The organism is Phytohabitans flavus (genome assembly GCF_011764545.1).
Classification (GTDB): Bacteria; Actinomycetota; Actinomycetes; order Mycobacteriales; family Micromonosporaceae; genus Phytohabitans; species Phytohabitans flavus.
Genome location: NZ_AP022870.1, coordinates 3,619,005 through 3,636,266 on the forward strand (window position 1 = coordinate 3,619,005; position 17,262 = coordinate 3,636,266).

The 17,262-nt window shown below is 68.2% G+C and carries 16 protein-coding genes and 1 pseudogene; 10 read left to right on the forward strand and 7 right to left on the reverse strand.

Annotated features, from left to right (window positions below):
• Nucleotides 1-231 precede the first annotated feature (231 nt).
• From Pflav_RS15760 to Pflav_RS15770, 3 genes and pseudogenes are all read left to right on the forward strand, one after another.
• Nucleotides 232-1,300, forward strand: a pseudogene (locus Pflav_RS15760) (IS110 family RNA-guided transposase).
• Between the two features lie 179 nt (nucleotides 1,301-1,479).
• The gene (locus Pflav_RS15765) at nucleotides 1,480-1,845 is read left to right on the forward strand and encodes a hypothetical protein (protein WP_173036843.1); all 366 of its coding nucleotides are present in this window, start codon (nucleotides 1,480-1,482) and stop codon (nucleotides 1,843-1,845) included.
• A 1-nt stretch (nucleotide 1,846) separates the two neighbouring features.
• Nucleotides 1,847-2,722 (forward strand): hypothetical protein, encoded by an 876-nt coding sequence (locus Pflav_RS15770; protein ID WP_173036844.1) that lies wholly within the window; start codon nucleotides 1,847-1,849, stop codon nucleotides 2,720-2,722.
• Between the two features lie 27 nt (nucleotides 2,723-2,749).
• Here the strand turns inward: Pflav_RS15770 and Pflav_RS15775 are convergent, their stop codons facing one another.
• Nucleotides 2,750-6,067: a CHAT domain-containing protein gene (locus tag Pflav_RS15775; protein WP_232072685.1), complete on the reverse strand. Its 3,318-nt coding sequence runs from the start codon at nucleotides 6,065-6,067 to the stop codon at nucleotides 2,750-2,752.
• A 60-nt stretch (nucleotides 6,068-6,127) separates the two neighbouring features.
• Between Pflav_RS15775 and Pflav_RS15780 the strand changes: the two genes are divergently transcribed.
• The 6 genes from Pflav_RS15780 to Pflav_RS15805 all read left to right on the forward strand — a co-directional run bounded on the left by Pflav_RS15780 (nucleotide 6,128) and on the right by Pflav_RS15805 (nucleotide 11,199).
• Complete coding sequence (locus tag Pflav_RS15780; protein ID WP_173036846.1) at nucleotides 6,128-6,349, forward strand: hypothetical protein; 222 nt, start codon at nucleotides 6,128-6,130, stop codon at nucleotides 6,347-6,349.
• Between the two features lie 218 nt (nucleotides 6,350-6,567).
• Nucleotides 6,568-7,020 carry a hypothetical protein gene (locus Pflav_RS15785; protein WP_173036847.1) on the forward strand — a complete coding sequence of 151 codons (453 nt, stop codon included), beginning with the start codon at nucleotides 6,568-6,570 and terminating at the stop codon, nucleotides 7,018-7,020.
• Nucleotides 7,017-9,068 carry a tetratricopeptide repeat protein gene (locus Pflav_RS15790; protein WP_173036848.1) on the forward strand — a complete coding sequence of 684 codons (2,052 nt, stop codon included), beginning with the start codon at nucleotides 7,017-7,019 and terminating at the stop codon, nucleotides 9,066-9,068. Before Pflav_RS15785 ends, Pflav_RS15790 begins: the two co-directional genes overlap by 4 nt.
• Entirely contained in the window at nucleotides 9,056-9,718 is a 663-nt protein-coding gene (locus Pflav_RS15795; protein WP_173036849.1) for a tetratricopeptide repeat protein, read from the forward strand. The genes Pflav_RS15790 and Pflav_RS15795 overlap by 13 nt, the downstream gene beginning before the upstream one ends.
• 204 nt (nucleotides 9,719-9,922) lie before the next feature.
• Complete coding sequence (locus Pflav_RS15800) at nucleotides 9,923-10,648, forward strand: DUF4386 domain-containing protein (RefSeq protein ID WP_173036850.1); 726 nt, start codon at nucleotides 9,923-9,925, stop codon at nucleotides 10,646-10,648.
• A gap of 128 nt (nucleotides 10,649-10,776) precedes the next feature.
• Nucleotides 10,777-11,199, forward strand: coding sequence for an Imm32 family immunity protein (locus tag Pflav_RS15805; RefSeq protein ID WP_173036851.1), 423 nt, complete (start codon nucleotides 10,777-10,779; stop codon nucleotides 11,197-11,199).
• Here the strand turns inward: Pflav_RS15805 and Pflav_RS15810 are convergent.
• Both Pflav_RS15810 and Pflav_RS15815 read right to left on the reverse strand, forming a co-directional pair.
• The gene (locus Pflav_RS15810) at nucleotides 11,149-12,066 is read right to left on the reverse strand and encodes an ADP-ribosylglycohydrolase family protein (RefSeq protein WP_173036852.1); all 918 of its coding nucleotides are present in this window, start codon (nucleotides 12,064-12,066) and stop codon (nucleotides 11,149-11,151) included. The two genes, Pflav_RS15805 and Pflav_RS15810, sit on opposite strands and share 51 nt — an antisense overlap.
• Nucleotides 12,067-12,147: 81 nt before the next feature.
• Complete coding sequence (locus Pflav_RS15815; RefSeq protein WP_173036853.1) at nucleotides 12,148-13,086, reverse strand: oxidoreductase; 939 nt, start codon at nucleotides 13,084-13,086, stop codon at nucleotides 12,148-12,150.
• Nucleotides 13,087-13,166: 80 nt separating this feature from the next.
• Here Pflav_RS15815 and Pflav_RS15820 point away from each other — a divergent pair, with 80 nt between their 5' ends.
• Nucleotides 13,167-13,802: a TetR family transcriptional regulator gene (locus Pflav_RS15820; RefSeq protein WP_173036854.1), complete on the forward strand. Its 636-nt coding sequence runs from the start codon at nucleotides 13,167-13,169 to the stop codon at nucleotides 13,800-13,802.
• 67 nt (nucleotides 13,803-13,869) lie between these two features.
• On the opposite strand, the gene Pflav_RS15825 is transcribed toward Pflav_RS15820, so the two are convergent.
• The 4 genes from Pflav_RS15825 to Pflav_RS15840 all read right to left on the reverse strand — a co-directional run bounded on the left by Pflav_RS15825 (nucleotide 13,870) and on the right by Pflav_RS15840 (nucleotide 17,261).
• Complete coding sequence (locus Pflav_RS15825) at nucleotides 13,870-14,325, reverse strand: hypothetical protein (protein WP_173036855.1); 456 nt, start codon at nucleotides 14,323-14,325, stop codon at nucleotides 13,870-13,872.
• Between the two features lie 75 nt (nucleotides 14,326-14,400).
• A protein-coding gene (locus tag Pflav_RS15830) for an IS3 family transposase (protein WP_377308758.1) occupies nucleotides 14,401-15,599 on the reverse strand; the annotation gives its coding sequence in 2 pieces (ribosomal slippage) (nucleotides 14,401-15,347 and nucleotides 15,347-15,599; 1,200 coding nt in all).
• A 63-nt stretch (nucleotides 15,600-15,662) separates the two neighbouring features.
• Entirely contained in the window at nucleotides 15,663-15,815 is a 153-nt protein-coding gene (locus tag Pflav_RS15835) for a hypothetical protein (protein ID WP_173036856.1), read from the reverse strand.
• Nucleotides 15,816-17,000: 1,185 nt separating this feature from the next.
• Nucleotides 17,001-17,261 carry a hypothetical protein gene (locus Pflav_RS15840; RefSeq protein ID WP_173036857.1) on the reverse strand — a complete coding sequence of 87 codons (261 nt, stop codon included), beginning with the start codon at nucleotides 17,259-17,261 and terminating at the stop codon, nucleotides 17,001-17,003.
• Nucleotide 17,262: the final 1 nt, after the last annotated feature.

The following is a 17,262-nucleotide window of genomic DNA, read 5'->3' on the forward strand; positions in this document are numbered from 1 at the left end:
GACAGAGATGATGTTTGTGAGCACCTCCCGTCCGGGGTCTGACCCGACGGCGGACTGACCTTGGGGTCTTGGAAGATGATCTGTCGGCCCTGGTCGGGAGGTGCTCGTGCACTCACTGGACGTGGCGTTGTGACTTCATAGGAGCCTGGCTAGAGGCCCCGTCTCTGTCTTGTCCGCGTTGCCCGGCTGGTGCGTGCCGCCCTGCCCCCAGTCACGAACGACAGGACGACGATGCCCTCTATTACACCCGACACCGCCGCGATCGAGGTCGTCGGTGGCGTGGACACCCATCTCGACACGCACACCGTCGCGGTGATCGACCTGGTCGGACGGGTGCTCGGCACTGAGCAGTTCCCGGCCACCACAGCCGGCTACACGGCCCTGCTGGCCTGGATGCGCGGACACGGACGACTGGCCCGCGTGGGGGTGGAGGGCACCGGCGCCTACGGCGCCGGCCTGACCCGCCAACTACGCAACGCCGGCGTCGAGGTGATCGAGGTCGACCGCCCGGACCGCAAGACCCGCCGCTCGCAAGGCAAGTCCGACCCGATCGACGCCGTCCAAGCCGCCAAGACCGCCCTGGCCGGCCACCGCACCGGAACCCCCAAACAACGCGACGGCCGCGTCGAAGCCCTCCGCAACCTACGCGTGGCCCGGCGCAGCGCGGTCGAACAACGCGCCGACACCCAACGCCAGATCAAAACCCTGATCGTCACCGCCCCGACGAACTACGCGCCCGACTGCGTGGCCTGAACGTCAAGCAGTTGATCGCGACCTGCGCCACCCTGCGGCCCGACCGGGCCGACGCCGCCACGCCGGCCACTGCCGTCAAGCTCGCCCTACGCTGCCTGGCCCGCCGTCACCAGCAACTGTCCGCCGAGATCACCGACCTCGACGAACTACTTGAACCCCTCGTGGCCGCCATCAACCCCGACCTGCTCGCTGTCCACGGCGTCGGCCCCGACGTCGCCGGCCAACTACTGGTCACCGCCGGCGAAAACCACGACCGACTCACCTCCGAAGCCGCGTTCGCCATGCTCTGCGGCGCCGCCCCATCCCCGCCAGCTCCGGCAAAACCAGCCGCCACCGCCTCAACCGCGGCGGTGACCGACAAGCCAACGCCGCCCTCTACCGCGTCGTACTCACCCGCCTACGCTGGGACCCCCGCACCCGCGCCTACGCCGAACGACGCACCAAGCAAGGCCTGTCCAAGAAAGAAATCATCCGATGCCTCAAGCGATACGTCGCCCGCGAGCTCTACCAACACATCACAACAAACGATCTTGAACTAGCCGCTTGACATCCATAGGAGCATCATCGCGGTAGCTCGAATCTGCATTGTGGAATGCTTCCGCCCGGCGATGGGCGACGATCGCTCCCCCAGCGCTGATGAGGGCGGCGATCAATACGTCATTCATCCTGGTCCCTCTCGGCGACGGGGTTTCGGCCAGGCTCAACAAGCGTCGTTAGCATGGCGCCGTGGACCCCGCACCCCCGCGACATCGACTCTGCGACGACCTCGACGCGCTGCGCGGCCTCGCTGTGGAGGAAGGCCTCGCCGAGCGGCTGGATGAGCTGATCGGCGATGCGCGGGCCGGAGACGATGTCGGCGCCGCCCTGCGTGAGCTGCTGAGCAGCCTGGGGATACCGGCGGTGAAGCGCCCGCGCTCGGATCCGTTCGCCTTTCCCCCTATGCCGTCACAGTGGCAAGGAGAGCGACTGCCGACCGCGGAGATCTACACCTGCCCGCTCGGAGTGTGTGGGTACGCATGGCTGCGCCGGCCCGGAGCGAGTGTGCCGGAGTGCGCGCTGAAACGCACGCCGCTGTTGCTCGAGGAGGGCTGAGGTGCAGCCGTTCCTCAGCGAGCTTGGCAAGAAGCTGGCCGAGCGGTGGCTGATGCTGCTTGTGGTGCCTGGGCTGGGGTACTGCGCGGCTGCCGTCGTCGCGCAGGCGCTCGGTCACCAGCCGGCTGACGTTCTGGCCACTGTCCAGGCAGAACTGGCGCGGCTGTCCGCCGCCGCGCGCAAGGATCCCTTGCTGGCGGTGTTGAGCGTTCTGCTGGCCTCGGCCGGCGTCGCTCTGCTGGCTTCGGCCGGCTCCACGGCTGTGCGCCTGCTGTGGCTCGGCAACTGGCCGGGCACGCTCGGCCGCCCCCTGCTCAACTACCGGATCCGGCGGTGGGACCGCTGGCATCGAGCGTACGAAACGGCGGTGCTGGCCAAGCGGGGTGGCGGGGTCGCGCCGGGTTCGACGCCAGCGGCGAGCTTGGCCGTGCGGCGTAACCGGGTGGGGCTGGTCGAGCCGCAGCGGCCCACCTGGATCGGTGACCGGTTCGCGGCGGCGCAGGCGTTGGTCATGGCGGAGTACGGGGTGGACCTCGCGGTCGCCTGGCCGCGGCTGTGGCTGCTGATGTCGGAAGAGCAGCGCGCCGAGCTGCGCGTCGTCTGGTCGGCGTTCACCGGCGCGGCGACGCTGCTGGCCTGGGGTGTTCTGTACGGGCTGCTCGCGGCGGTCAGCTGGCCCTTCCTGCTGCTCGGCGCGGTGCCTGCCGTAGTGGCCTGGCGCCGCGGCCGGCTGGCAGCCGCCGCGTACGCCGACCTCGTCGAGTCGGTTGTCGACCTGTACCTGCCGGGCCTCGCCGACGCGATGGGCGTGCCGCCTGATACGCCGCCAGAGCGCGCCGGCCGGTGGCTCAACCGACGGATGCACAAAGGTACCTGATCTGGTGAGCACGCGATCGGCCTTTGGTCATGGACCTGCGTGCACGTACGCAGCCCACAGTGACGGCGTGCGCCGATACGCGCCGCGCAGCCGGCGAGTGGCGTGGTGCAGGGCGAACGGCACCGCGTCGAAGCGCGGCCCGGCCTCGGTGACGGCCAACTGGTCGTAGACCTCCTCGGCTACCCGCACGGCGAGGTCGTCCGCGATCCGCCACAGCGAGCCGACCACATGCCGGTGGCCGGCGGCCTGGAACATCGCGGCCAGGTGCAGTGCCTCGTCGGGATGACGCGCTGCCCCCTGCGCGGAGTCGCAGGCCGCGAGGAACGCGAACGATTTCGCCGGTAGGCGCAGCTGCCACAGGTCTCTAAGCAGCAGCGGGCCGTCGTGCAACTCCAGGCGGCTCCTGGCCGGGTCCAGGATGTCGGCATAGCCGTGGCAGGCCAGGTGGACCCAATCGTGGTCACGCAGCGCCGTGACGACCGCTTCGCGCGTGGCGGCCGGTCCAACCAGGAGCGTCGCGTCCGGGAATCGGGCGCCGACCGCGGCCGCCTCCCGTTCCGTCTCTGGCAACCGCAGCCGGCCCGCCGGAGCCGGCACGGCGACAATGACTCCGCGACCGGATACGGCAGCGGTCTCACGTCTGGCGCGCCGCAGCCCGGCGAGGGTCGACGCGTACGAAGACACCGCCCGGTCGAGCACGCTGGCGCCCGGTTCACGGTGCCGTCCCGCCGCGTGCAACGGCAGATGGGCCAATAGTCCGGTCGGCATCCACCAGATCCGTGGCCACGGGCCCTCCTCGTCGCCCTGGCCGAAGCCGAGCGCATCCAGCACCGGCGCGGCCACGGCGTCCCATAGCCACTCCAGTGTCTGCTCGGCCTGGTGTTCCCGGGCCCGCAGTTCGGCAACCGACCCGGACAGCCCGAGGGCGTCAACACTGCCGATGAAGCTGATCAGGCGGACGGCGAGCCCTTCCAAAGACAGCTCCGGCAGCGGCACCACGGTCAGCCCGTCAGCGGTCAGCAACAGGCAGTCGCACCGGTACCGGCTGACGTTGACGACCGCGATCGGCCCTTCCGATGCCATTGACAGCAGGTCCCGGCAGCTCGCCGGCAGCTGGAATCGCTCGAGCCCCGGCTGGGCGCGGACCGAAGACAGAAACGCACTCCATCTCCGGCGCCAGTCGCGAAAGGCCGCTGGGGCCGGGCGCTTGCCGCCATGAGAGGTAGCCTCCAGCGCGTCGATCTCCGCGCGGAGCGCCTCGAACTCACCGACAAGACCAGGCGCGTGAGTGGCGAGCAAGTCGAGGTCCGTCCGCGACTCCAGCGCCTGACCGATCAGGATGCCACGCCCGGCCTCCAGCAGCTCCAGCGCCAGCTCGGGATCGCCGTGCTCAAGCGCGCAGGCTGCCGCGTCGCTCGCCACGCTGAACGTGTGCCGGGCCAGCAGCGCCTCCCGGTCGGTGCGGAGCAGCTCGCGGGCGGTCAGCTGCGGAAACTGACCGATCGCGCTGGAGAACGCGGTGGTGGCCTCGGCCCAAAGGCCACCCTCGGCTGCTCCTCGGGCCCACAGGCAAGCGGTGTCGACGCTGACGGCCGGGGCGGTCGATGGGTCTCGCACGATGCTCTGGCACAGGTCGAACGCCTCACGCCGGCTGCCGGGATCGCCGGCTGCCGCCTTCTCCAGCAGCAGGATGGCCAGCATCTGCCGAGCTTCTGTGTTGCCTTTGAACCGTCGGCCACCCGCTGAACGGGCAAGCGCCACCGCTTCGTCCAGCGTGGCTGGGTCGCGGTCGGCGCGGTACTGGTCGAGCAGTGTCGCGGCCAGGTTGCTCTCCACGTGGCTGCGGTCAGGTTGGTCTTCCTGGGTGGCGGCCAGCGCCTCGCGCAGCACCCGCACCGCCTCAGCACGCTCGGCCTCCTCGCCCCTGGCCAGCAACCCCGCCAGGTTCGCCAGGTACCGGCCTCGCTTGACATGCCCAGCCGGCAGCAGGGCCACCGCCGCTCGGGACGCCGTGACGGCTAGTTGCCTCGCGCCCGGCCAGTTCCAGTCAAACGCGATGTTGTACGCCAGCCCGAGGTTGACCGCGATTGTCCCCAGATCCGAGTCGTCCGACGAGGCCAGCTCCCGCGCGAGGGTCAGGATGCGAATCGCTTCCTCCAGTGCCTGCCCGTCGCCGGTGCGCTGAGCCCACAGCGCCAAGGCGTGTCCGAGCCGGGCGAGACGGCGGGGTCGAAGTCGGTCCTCCGTGCCGGTCTCGTCGGCGGTGCGCAGCACACCGATCGCCTCTTCCAGGTACGCGGCCCGCTGGGTCAGCTGATACTGCTCTCGAAGTCGCATCCCGAGGTTGCTGTAGTGCTTGGGAATCGGCTGCCGGGCGACCGCCTGGCGAGCGGCTGCGATCGCCTCGGCTCCCAACCGCGGATCCCCGACCTCGTCGTTGAGGGCGCCGAGGGTGTTGGCGAGGGTGAAGTGGATTTCGCCCGAGGGGTCATCGGTCGTGGTGACCAGGTGCCGCATGATGGCAACGGCTTCGGACAGGCCGGCCCGTCGCCCGGTCAGCGTCGCGTGCTCCATCAGGCACATGGCGTACATCGTCTGAAGCTCGGCGGATGCGTCGCGGGTGTGAGCGCCCTCCTCGCGCAGCAGGTCGAGCGCATCGCCAACAAGATCGGCGTCGTTGATCCGGGTGCCCATGTCGGCGAGCAGGCCGGCGAGCCCGCCACGCAGCGGACCCCGGTGCGGGCTGCCCGTTGGCAGCGCGGCGACGATGGCCCGGTACACGGCGATGGCATGGGTATAGGCTTCGACGCTCGGGGACTCGGTCACCTGTCCGCCGAGGCTGCCGGCGAGCAGGGCCAACGTGTCGTGGAGCGTACCCCGGTGCGGGCTGTCGGCCGGCAGCGCGGCGAGGGCCGCGTGGTGCGCGGCGATGGCTTCGGTGTAGGCCTCGACGCTCGGGGACTCGTTCGCCTGAGCGGCGAGGCTGTTAGCTAGCAGGGCTAGCGCTTCCGCGTGGACCGGCGACTGCGCCGAAGCCTCGACGGCGCGACGGCTTAGCCGCACCGCGTGCTCTACCGCAGCCCCGTCAGCCCCTGTGTCGTGCCGCAACCGCTCGTAGGCGCCGAGGTTGATCAAGTGCTCGGCGAGCTTCGGGTGATCGTCGGTCGAGAGCCGCTCGACCTGCTGGGCGGCCTCGCCCGCCTCGGCCATCAGGGCGATCTCGCCCAGGTAGATTCGCTTCAGCGAATCAGCGAGTCGTGCGTTCCAGAGGGCGACCCGCTCGACGATCCGAGTGCCGAACACCTCGTGGGTGCCCTCGTACACCCCACGCAGGTCGGGGGGCATTCTCTTCAAGGGAAGGTCCGCCAGCGGTCGCATCAACTCCAGGGCGGCGAGCACCTCCGGGTGGGGCTCGGGGCCGCCAGCGCCGGCCTCGTCGCGCTGTGCGCGCACGATGCGAAGCCAGCCGACCAGGAACCGGGCGACTGGCTCCCAACTCTTCCCCGGCATCGCCGCGAGAACTGCCGCCATGTCCTTGGCAACGTCATCGCCGAGGACGGCGTCGTGATCGTCGTGAAGCTTTTCAACGACGGCCCTGAGCCGGCGAAGCTCGGCCGGCGGGCCTAGCCTCCTAAGCAGAAACCTCACCCGGTTTACTCTCGCCGGTTCGAAACGCGGTGACAAATCATCTATTGCGTAACGGACCCTGGGTGCGAGCCGCCGGGTACCGGACACATTCGACGGTCGCTTCGACCTACCTTGCCGATGGCATTCCGGCGGCGTCCTGGCTACAGTCGGCTGCCGCTGACGTCACGGTGGGTGGAAGCCAAGGGTGCGGGTGTTGTATGGATGAAATCGTGGTCGCGGCCGGGACGGCGCTGGTGCAGGCGATCGCCACCGATGGCTGGGCTCGGGTACGCGATGCGGTGGCCGGTTTGTGGCGGGGCGCCCGCGGCACCCGGTCCATTGAGGACATCGGCAGTGACCTGGAGGTCCTCCGGGCGGAGGTCCTGGAAGCCCGCGCCGCCGGCGACCAGGACGCCGAGGACGCGCTCACGGGCGAATGGCGCTCCCGGCTGCACCGGCTGCTGCGCGCCGACCCCGACCTGGCTGTCGCCCTGCGCGAGGTCCTCGACCAGGTGCTGACCCCCGCGCTCCAGCCGGCCGAGCAGGCGCGGGTGCAGACGCTCCTGGGTGACCACGGCCAGCAGGTCAACATCGACGCCGGCAACAACGCCTACACCGCCTTTGGTGACCAGACCAACATCGGCCGGGACCAGAACCTCGGCCGGCCGTGACAACCACAGCGCCGGCCGGACCAGACGGCGACGACCGGGCGAGCGCGGCGCCAGGCGACGACAATCCACGCGTCGATGTCGACGCTGGCAACAACGCGTACATCGCTTTCGGCGACCAGACCAACATCGGGCGAGACCTCAACGTGTACCCGGCGCTGCCGCCGCCGCTGCCGGAACCCGCGCGCTGCACCCTGCCCCGGGACACGACGGTGTTCACCGGCCGTGGCGGCGAGCTGAGCAGGATCACCGACGCCGTCCGGCACGCCGCGGACACCAGTGGGATCGTGGCCATCCACGCCATCGACGGGATGCCCGGCATCGGCAAGACCGCCCTCGCGGTCCACGCCGCCCACCAGCTCGCCGACCGGTTTCCCGACGGGCAACTCTTCCTGGACCTGCACGCCCATACCCCTGGGCTGGCGCCTACCGACCCGGCCGGCGCGCTGGCCACACTGCTGGTCGCCGACGGCGTCGACGCCCGCTACCTACCGTCCGACCTGGACGGGCGGGCCGCGATGTGGCGCGACCGCATGGCGGCCAAGACCGTGTTGCTGGTGCTGGACAACGCCGCCAGCACCAGCCAGGTACAACCGCTGCTGCCTGGTAACCCGGCGTGTCTGACCCTGATCACCAGCCGCCGCCAGCTGGGAGACCTGCCCGGCCGCCCCGCGTCGCTACGCCTGGACCAGCTCTCCGACCGGGAAGCCCAGGATATGTTCATCCGGTCGGCCGAACGCCCGGTCAGCGATCCCGCGGCGGTCGGGGAACTGGTTGACCTGTGCGGGTATCTGCCGCTGGCGATCGCGATCCTCGCCCGCGTCTATACCCAGCACCCGTCCTGGACCATGGCCGACCTGATCGCCGAAACACGCGACAGCGTGCTGCGCCTGTCCGCCGAGCAGACCACCGTGACCGCCGCGTTCGACATCTCGATGCGGTACCTGCCGGCCACCCGCCGCCGGTTCCTGACCCTGCTCGGCCTGCACCCAGGAACCAGCATCGACCCTTACGCCGCGGCCGCGCTGACCGCGACCAGCCTCGATGACGCCACCGCCCATCTGGACGGACTGTGGCGCGACAACCTGCTCACCGAGACCGGCCGCCGCCGCTACGGCATGCACGACCTCATCCGCGCCTACACCCGCGACCTGGCCGCCACGCTCCCCGAGGATGAACGCGAGCAGGCCCTCGACCGGGTCCTGGACTACTACCAGCACACCGCCACCCGCGCCGCGACCATCCTGGCCTCCGTGCCCCGACCCGATTGGGCCGCGACGGGCGCGACCCGGTTCGCGGCGCCGCCGGTCGACGACCACCACCCCACCGCGCTGGCCTGGACCCGCACCGAACGACCCAATCTGCACGCCTGCCTCGATCACGCCACCGACACCGACCAGCCCGCCAGGATCGTCGCGCTCACCGCCGCTCTCGCCCCGATCCTGCGCACAGACGGCCCCTGGATCGACGCGGTCACCCTCCATTCCACCGCCGCCCAGACCGCCCAACGACTCGGCGACCGGCTCGGGCAAGCCAACGCCCTCAACGACCTTGGGATCGTTCGGCGGCTGACCACGGACTACCCGGGCGCGACCAGTGTGCTGGAGCAGGCGCTGGACCTCTTGACCACTCTCGGCCGTCGGCTCGGGCAGGCAAACGCGCTCCGCGACTTGGGGGATGTGCGGCGGGCGAGCGGCGACTATCCTAGCGCGACCACCATGCTGGAGCAGGCGCTGGACCTCTACACCACCCTCGGCGACCGGCTCGGGCAAGCCAACGCGCTCACCGATCTAGGGGTCGTGCGGCGGCTGACCGACGACTACCCGGGCGCGACCACCATGCTGGAGCAGGCCCTAGACCTCTACACCACCCTTGGCAACCGGCTCGGGCAAGCGAACGCGCTCCAGCACTTGGGGGTCGTGCGGCGACAGGTCGGGGACTACCCGGGCGCGACCAGCATGCTGGAGCAGTCCCTGGACCTCTTGACCACTCTTGGCGACCGGCTCGGGCAGGCAAACGCGCTCCGCGACTTGGGGGCGTGCGGCGGCTGACCGACGACTACCCGGGCGCGATCAGCGTGCTGGAGCAGGCGCTGGACCTCTACACCAGTCTTGGCGACCGGCTCGGGCAGGCCGGCGCCCTCCGCAATCTGGGGGTCGTGCGGCGACAGGTCGGGGACTACCCGGACGCGACCACCATGCTGGAGCAGTCCCTGGATCTCTTCACCACCCTCGGCAACCGGCTCGGGCAAGCCAACGTGCTCAGCGATCTAGGGGTCGTGCGGCAGCTGACCAGCGACTACCCGGGCGCGACCCGCGTGCTGGAGCAGGCCCTGGACCTCTACATCGCCCTCGGCAACCGGGGCGGAGAGGTCGAGGCACTCAACGACTACGGGACGCTGTGCCGGGTCCGCGGGGATCTGGAGGGTGCCGAGAAGCAACATCGACGGTCGCTGGACGTCTCCCGGCAGATCGGCAGCGAATGGGACGAGGCACACGCCCTCGCGGGACTGGCCCGCTGCGCCCTCGCGGCCGGCCGGACCGCCGACGCGGCCAGCCTGCTGCGCGAGGCGGTTGAGATCTTCACCCGGATCGGTGCCGCCGAGGCTCCAGAGGTCGCCGCCGAGCTAGCCGCGATCGAGACCGGAGAGCGCCCGGAAGGGGAACCCCCGACGAACACCGGCCAGGACCTGCCAGCGTAGAGCGCCCAGCCGTCGCGCTGCTGTCCCCACTCCCGCCGGCAATGCGTACTGAGAGTGCGTCGCGGCGCCTGAAGTACGACCTCTGACCCCCACCATCGGCCGGTTGGATCCCGGCCCATGTCGCGATGAGCCACCGCTGCGGTTCCGGCACGCTCGTGTCATGACGGCCAGGACCGCCCGGCCGGAAAGCAGGAGGGGAATGCGATGTTCACGGAGTCGCAGCAACGCACCGCGGCAAGAGTTGCCGGTTTCGTGTTACTCCTGCTGATGGCAGCCGGGTTCTTTTCCCAAATCTTCGTGCCCGCCAAGCTGATCGTGGCTGACGACGCCGCGGCGACCGCTCAGAACATCCTGGATTCAGAACGACTCTTTCGCATCGGGGCGGCCGCCGATGTGCTCATCTTCGCAGCCGACATCGTGATGGCTGTTGCCTTCTACGTGTTGCTCAAGGCGGTGAGTCCGGGTCTCGCCCTGCTCGCGACGCTATGGCGGACGGCACAAGCGACCATCATGATCACGAACACGATCGCTTTCCTGTCGGTGCCCGCCGTACTGTCCGACCCCGGCAACGCCGACAGGTTGGAAACCGGTCAGCTCGAGGCTCTGGCCAACACGTACATCGGCGTACACACCACCGGCTTCAGCGTCGGGCTGGTCATGCTCGCCATGGGCAACGCGGTCTTCGCATACCTGTTGCTCAAATCGCGCTACGTACCCAAGGCCCTTGCCGCGTGGGGCGTGTTCGCCAACATCGTGCTGGCGACGTTCACCCTGGCGATCCTGATCTTCCCGGGCGCCGAGGACACCGCCGCGATCGCGGCCGGCCGCTATGTGCCCGTGTTCTTCTTCGAAGTGATCCTCGGCGGCTGGCTCCTGACCAAGAGTGTGCGGCTGCCGCAGACCACCGAACCGGTCGCCGTAGCACGCTGAGCGGCGCGGCCGCATGACCAGAAGGACCGCGAAGATCGATCCCGCCACGGCCACCGTCGCGGGATCGCGCGGCGCACACGTCAGCAACCCCAGCCTGAAGCGTCGGCGGCCGGATATCGAAGCTGGGCGTGGCGGACGGCAAGGTGGGCGAGGATGTGCCGATGGCTGATCATCGGCGTTGCCGTCTTGGGGTCACCGACGGTGAGCTTGAGCTTGCCGGCGCGCCAACCGCCCTCCGTGCCCTTGGCCAACGGCTCCGTCAGCACGCGGAGCCCGTCGAAGTAGCAATCACCGACGGGTCCGTAGCCCAGGACGTGACCAGCGGCCCGCTGCTTGTCAGCCTGAAAGGCACCACCACCCTGCATTTCTCCGGCGGCCCTGAATACCTCGGCATCATCTGGGACGCGCTCGATGGCGTGGCCGAACTAGCCGAGACCGCCGACGACCGCGGCGTCAATCGGCACCAGCACATCGAGTACTTCCCCGGAGACGAATACCGGTCACCGGATTCCATTCCCTTGGTCATCGTGGCCGATTGGGAGGATGGGTAGCGGTTCGCGATGTTCCAGCCATGTCGCTGGGATTCCGCTAGGCCCGGTGTGGGCGGCGACGATGCCGCCCACGATGGCGGCGGTGGTGTCGACGTCGCCGCCGGCCTCGACGCAGGCACAGATCGCCGCCGGGTAGTCCTCAATCCAGGTGGCAGCGGCCCACAGCGCGAACGGCACCGTGTCGAAGGCCAGCACCTGCGAGCCGTTGCCGAGTTCGTAGGCGGCCTCGGCCACACTCACGCCCAGCAGGCGCCTGGCTCGCACGATGCCGTTCATCACCCGGCCGTCGATGAGATGGGCGAGCACCACGTCGAGCAACTCGGCCGGCTCAGGCCGCTGGCGGGTCAGCCGCGCCCAGCCCGCCTCAGCCGCGGCAACCGCGACCGCGGCCGCTCCGAGTACAGCGTCCGGGTGCGCATGGGTGACCTCCGCCGAGCGCATCGCTTCCAGCGCGGCGGCGCGGCTGTCGCCGGAATGGAAGGCGCCGAGTGGTGCCACGCGCATCGCCGCGCCGTTGCCCATCGATCCCTGGCCATCGAACGCCGCCGCGGCGGCTTCGCGCCAATGCATGCCCTCGCGGATCTGACGGAGCAGGACCACCGCACCACCGCCATAGCCGCGGTAGGGCTCGAAGCGAGCGGCGAACCGTACCGCCAAGCGGTCCTGATCGACACCGCCATGCTCTCGCAACTCGTCGACGATCGAGCAGGCCATCTCCGTGTCGTCCGTCCACGGCCACGGGGCCTTCGGCAAGCGCCCACCAACCAGCGCCGCAAAATCAGATCCAGGAACGAAGAACTGGGCGCCCAATGCGTCGCCCACCGACAGCCCGTCCAAACTGTCGTAACACAAGTCCAGCATGGTCATGTTCCGAGCAATCCTGCCAGACCCAAGCGGCACTCGGAAGCCAGCGATGGCGACTGGTGGTGTGCGGCGAATTCGGGACGGTCAGCTTGATGGGCGGAGCGCGCTGAACTGTACGCCGGTGGCCTGTTCGGACAGCTCCCAAAGGCGGCGGCCGTGGTCCGGGTCGGTCGCGGCGGCGGACAGTTTCCCCTGCGCTGGGTGGCCGCGCAGCTCGCCTAGCCCTCCTGGGGCGATGAGCTGGCCTGGCCGCGCCGCGGGGTCGGTGGCGGCGAACAGTTGCGGCCAGGCACCTCGGTCGACCGGCTGGGCCAGCAGCGGGTTGCCGATCCGGCCCAGCAGTAGACGCCAGATCGGGGTGGTGGCGCTGGTCTGCAGGTTCGTGGCGGTGTAGCCGGGGTGGGCGAGGATGCTGTGCAGCGGGCTGGCCGCCGCGCTGAGCCGGCGGTGCAGCTCCCAGCCGAAGATCGCGTTGGCCAGCTTGGACGTGTTGTAGAAGCCCATTGGGGAGTAGCCGCGCGCGCCGGTCGGGTCGGCGAAGGGAAGCCTCGCCCGCCGGTGGTTGACCGAGGTGACCGTGACTACCCGCGGGTCACGGCTCGCATGCAAGAGATCGAGCAAAAGCCCGGTGAGGGCGAAGTGACCGAGGTGGTTGGTCGCGAACTGCACCTCGTGCCCCTGTGGACTGAGGGTGCGCGGCGGGGCCATCACTCCGGCGTTGTTGATCAGCACGTCCACCCGGCGGTGCTCGGCACGCATCCGATCGGCGAAATCCCGGACCGATTCGAGATCGGCCAGATCGATCCGGCGTACCTCCAGGTAGGTGCCGGGCGAGGCGGCGGCGATGCTGGCGGCCACGCGGCGCCCCTTCTCTTCGTCGCGGACGGCCAGCACCACGCGGGCGCCGCGGGCAGCGAGCGCCCGGCAGGTGGCCAGGCCGAGGCCGCTCGTGGCTCCGGTGACGACGAAGGTGCGGTCGGTCAGCGCGGGGATTCGTTCCGCGGTCCAGCTGTCAGCAGGCATGAGCCCCACTGTGCTAGTCGTGGCACCGAGTGTCAAGAGATGCCCTCGATGCCATTGCCGGCATGGCGTAACATCGGCGAATGAGATCTCGCGCGGACAGCAGCATGGCCGAACGCAAACGCCAGCTCGTCGCCGACGAGCTGCGCGACGCCGCCCTGATGCTGCTGGCCACCCGCGGCTTCGACGCGGTGACCGTCGACGACATCGTGGCGGCCGCCGGCATGTCGCGGCGCACCTTCTTCCGCTACTTCGCGTCCAAAGAGGACGTGGTCGTCCAGTTCCTGGCCGACATGGGCACAGACATCATCGCCGGGCTCGCCGCGCGGCCGCGCACCGAGCCGCCGTCGGTCGCGCTTCGCCACGCCTTCTGGGTACCGCTAGCCGCCTGCACCGACCACGAAGACCACGCCGAGCGAGCCCGAATCGTCGCCCGGCTGATACTCGACACCCCCGCCCTGCACGCCCGCTGGCTGGAACGCCAGATCCAGTGGCGATCCGCGCTGACCGCCGAGCTGGCCGTCCGCCACAGCCTCGACCCGGACACCGACCCCTACCCGCGGATGGCCGCTGGGATGGCACTACTGGCATTCGACACGGTGCTCCATCAGTGGCCGGCTGGCGGCGACGAGCAGCGGCTGGCCGAGCTGACCGACCGGGCCTTCGCCGTCGTGGCCCCGGCCCTCGACGCACTCACCGCGTCGCACAACGCCGGCTAACCCGCGCGCCCACCGCGCTCAGTGCCGTCGGCACGCTGGGTTCAACCGAGTCCTGCGCGGCCTCCGATCACATGGCCGCGCGGTACCGAAGCTGCTCGCCGCGAACGGTGAACTGGTCCGTCCCGTCCTCGGCGACCACACCATCGACCGCGGTGGTCACCACGACCAGCGGCGGCCCTCCGGGGTCCCCGTCATCGACGGTCCGCACCACCGCGCAACGCACGGCGGCCACGACCGGAAGCACCGCTTCGGGACCCACAGCAGCGTCGAAGACCGGCGCCTTGTCGACAAAGGACCAAACGCGGCCGGCAGCATCCCTCACGTCGACACGTACCCACAGCGGGAACTCATCCGACACCCGAGCGACCACCTCGCCGGTCAATGACACCTGGTCGCCCGGCCGAAGCCGGTAGCCCAAACGCTGATCCACTCCCAAGCACGCGACGACCCTCTCAAGTCCACCATCAAGGAAGAGCTGGAAGTGGTACAGCCTCTCCCCCATGTCCACCGCCGCCAGCCGCACCGGGCGCTCGCCTTGCGCCCGCAGCGCGCGGACTGGGCTGCCCCGAATTTTTTGGACAGGCTCGTTTGGGCTAATTCATGCGGCGAGCTGTCGGTCTTCGAACTCGTTTCGGACCTGTCGTGGTGTCTTGTAGGCCAGTTCCGAGTGGCGTCTGCGGGAATTGTAGTGGAGTTCGATGGATCTGGCAATGTCGTTGCGGGCGTGTTCTCGGGTCGGATAGGCGGTGCGGTGGACTCGTTCGTTCTTCAGTGTGGCGAAGAAGGATTCGGCTAGGGCGTTGTCATAGCAGCTGCCGGTCCGGCCGACCGATCGGCGAATGCCGAGTTTCTTCAGGGTGGCGCCGTAATCGGCGGACGTGTAGTTGCTTCCGCGGTCCGAGTGGAAGATGACGTTGTCGGCGAGGCGGTGGTTCGTGGCGGCCATCGTGATGGCTGCGGCGATGAGTGGGGTGCGGTAGTGGTCGTCCATGGCCCAGCCGACGACTTCCCGGGTGTGGCAGTCGATAACGGTAGCGAGGAATAGCCAGCCTTGCCAGGTCGGGATATAGGTAATGTCTCCGACGAGTTTTTGTCCGGGAGCGGAGGCGGTGAAATCGCGGGCGATCAGATCGGGGATGTGGTGCGCGGTGTGGTCGGCAACGGTGAGGCTGTGCCGCCATGGCCGGGGCTGGCAGGGCTGCAGGCCGAGCTCGCGCATCAACGCTCGGACGAGTTCGGGTCCGCAGGCGATGCCGTGGTCGGCCAGGTCGGCGTGGATGCGCCGGTAGCCGTAGGTGCCGTCGGACGCGTCGAAGAAGTGGGTGATGAGGTGTTTCAATTCCTGACGCCGGCGGGCGGTCGCGGATTCCGGCCGCTCCCGCCATTCGTAGTATCCGGATCGGGACACGTCGAGCCACGCGCACATCTGCACGATCGACGGCGTGTCGAGATGGTTGTTCTGTGATTTGGCTGCGTACTCGGCGTCGATGAACTCGAACGTGTCGCTCACCGATGATCCCGGGCGAAGTACGCTGCGGCTTTTTTAAGGAATTCATTCTCCATGCGCAGTTCCCGCGCTTCGCGTTCGAGTTGGCGTAGCCGTTCCCGTTCGCTGACATTCAAGGCGGGTTCGTCGCTGGCGTGTTCGCGTCGATACGCGGCAACCCAGTTACCAAGAGTTCCCTCGCCGATACCGAGTTCACGGGCGACCGTAGCGATCGGCCGTGACCCCTCGATCACCAACTTCACCGCTTCTTCCCTGAACTGCGGGGAGAAAGTCCTCTTCGCGCGTGGCAACTGTTTTCCTCTCCAGATCAACCAATTCTACTTGGTCCACCTGTCCGGAAAACCCGTGGCGGCTCAGACCCCGGCAGCGAACCCGACCGTCGGTATGCCGATCCGCCGGGTGTGTGCCTCACGCACCTCGTAGATCGCGGCGAGCTGCGAGGCCGGCTGTTCCTCGTCGCTAACCCAGAACCGAGCACCAGCTAACAACGCCCGTCTACACGCCACGACGGCCTCGCCGTCTCCATCAAGCAGCCGAACGAGCCGATCACGATCCACATTGCGAACCTACCGAACACGCGACCGCCGCTGGCGTGTCCTGCCGTCGCCAACAGCAAACCATCCGTGATCCGCCGCGCCAACGCCACACAGGGCCAGGCCAGCACCGTCATGACGGCCATTGAACATGAGTCATCGGTATGACCCACACGTGTCTCCCGCAGGCCGAAGGCGCATAGCCACCAGGGACTCGAACCCCGAACCCGCAGATTAAGAGGGAAACAACCAGGTCGGGTGCGCGATAGTCGACGCTAAGATCGCGGACTGTGATCTCGGAATTTGATCCTCCGGCCAATCCTCAAAGATACCTTCGGCTTCAGGATCGGACACCTCTACTACATAGCAGCGTTCGTCGCCCCGTCGGAGGGTCAGGGCTCCACCATTCATTGAGACGTCGCCGACCGATGCATGAACTCTGCTAGTTTGCCCAGGCCGGGCGGTTGGGTCGTCGATAACCACGGCAACCGTCTGCGTCATGGCTTTGGCCCGACGCAAGCAATCAGATCATCCATATCTTTGAAGACACGGGACGCCCAGATTTCCAATTCCCCTCACGACGCTACCCTTACCTCCTTGGAGTGGCCTTCTCCAAAGCGTAAAGCAGCCCTATTCGCTACATCCTTGACCCAGGAGGGTTCCTTCGAAGACTAATACGGCCGCCTTGCAGCATCTCCGCAGCTACCGGCCCTAGCCGCTCCGAACCCCACTCCGTGTCGAACACTACCGTCTCTTCCCGCACCCACCCGAGCAACCGCGTAGCCATCGCCAAGAACTCGGCAGGCTTATTAGCTTTGGAATTCGAAGCAGATACGGAAGGTAGGTAGTAGAAGCGCCCAGGGTACAGCTGATCATCATCCAGCCTCGAAAACCACCACTCGATTAACGGATCCACCTGGACGTCAAGTATCCACTCGTCCCGTGCTTCGATATAACGCGGATTCAGGTCAGGCACCATCGGCCGAGGACAAATTAGTCTGCCCATTCCGCCGGCTTGCGAGTCTTGGACCTCAAATCCGCCTCTATCACGTGATCGTTCACTCAGTAGGGCGGATGCTAACTCACGCTGCACGAACGCGTCGACGGCCGGCCGGTCTTGAGGGTGAAGATAGACCTTGAGCTGCCTCCCCTTCACTGTCATTTCACCGTCCCGTATGGATGGAATACAATATCGACACCGTCATCAATTACGCTCCAGATATCCGACATCGCCCGGGTTTCACGTATTGCAGGTATACCACCCTTGGTCTGCAGTCCGACTTGGTGAAGCGATACAAGATTGCCATCGCTATCATAAGCGACCACATCTGCGAATCTAAACGGATAGAAACCTCCGGGCGTGTCGAAGCGAACTTCGGTACGCACCGTGAACCCTTGGCTTTCGAGGTCACGAGCCACA

Coding starts and splice junctions, on each gene's coding strand:
- Pflav_RS15800 (WP_173036850.1), top strand. CDS start 9,923: ATGTTCACGGAGTCGCAGCAACGCACCGCGGCAAGAGTTGCCGGTTTC.
- Pflav_RS15810 (WP_173036852.1), bottom strand. CDS start 12,066: ATGACCATGCTGGACTTGTGTTACGACAGTTTGGACGGGCTGTCGGTG.
- Pflav_RS15775 (WP_232072685.1), bottom strand. CDS start 6,067: ATGCCCCCCGACCTGCGTGGGGTGTACGAGGGCACCCACGAGGTGTTC.
- Pflav_RS15820 (WP_173036854.1), top strand. CDS start 13,167: ATGAGATCTCGCGCGGACAGCAGCATGGCCGAACGCAAACGCCAGCTC.
- Pflav_RS15815 (WP_173036853.1), bottom strand. CDS start 13,086: ATGCCTGCTGACAGCTGGACCGCGGAACGAATCCCCGCGCTGACCGAC.
- Pflav_RS15785 (WP_173036847.1), top strand. CDS start 6,568: ATGGATGAAATCGTGGTCGCGGCCGGGACGGCGCTGGTGCAGGCGATC.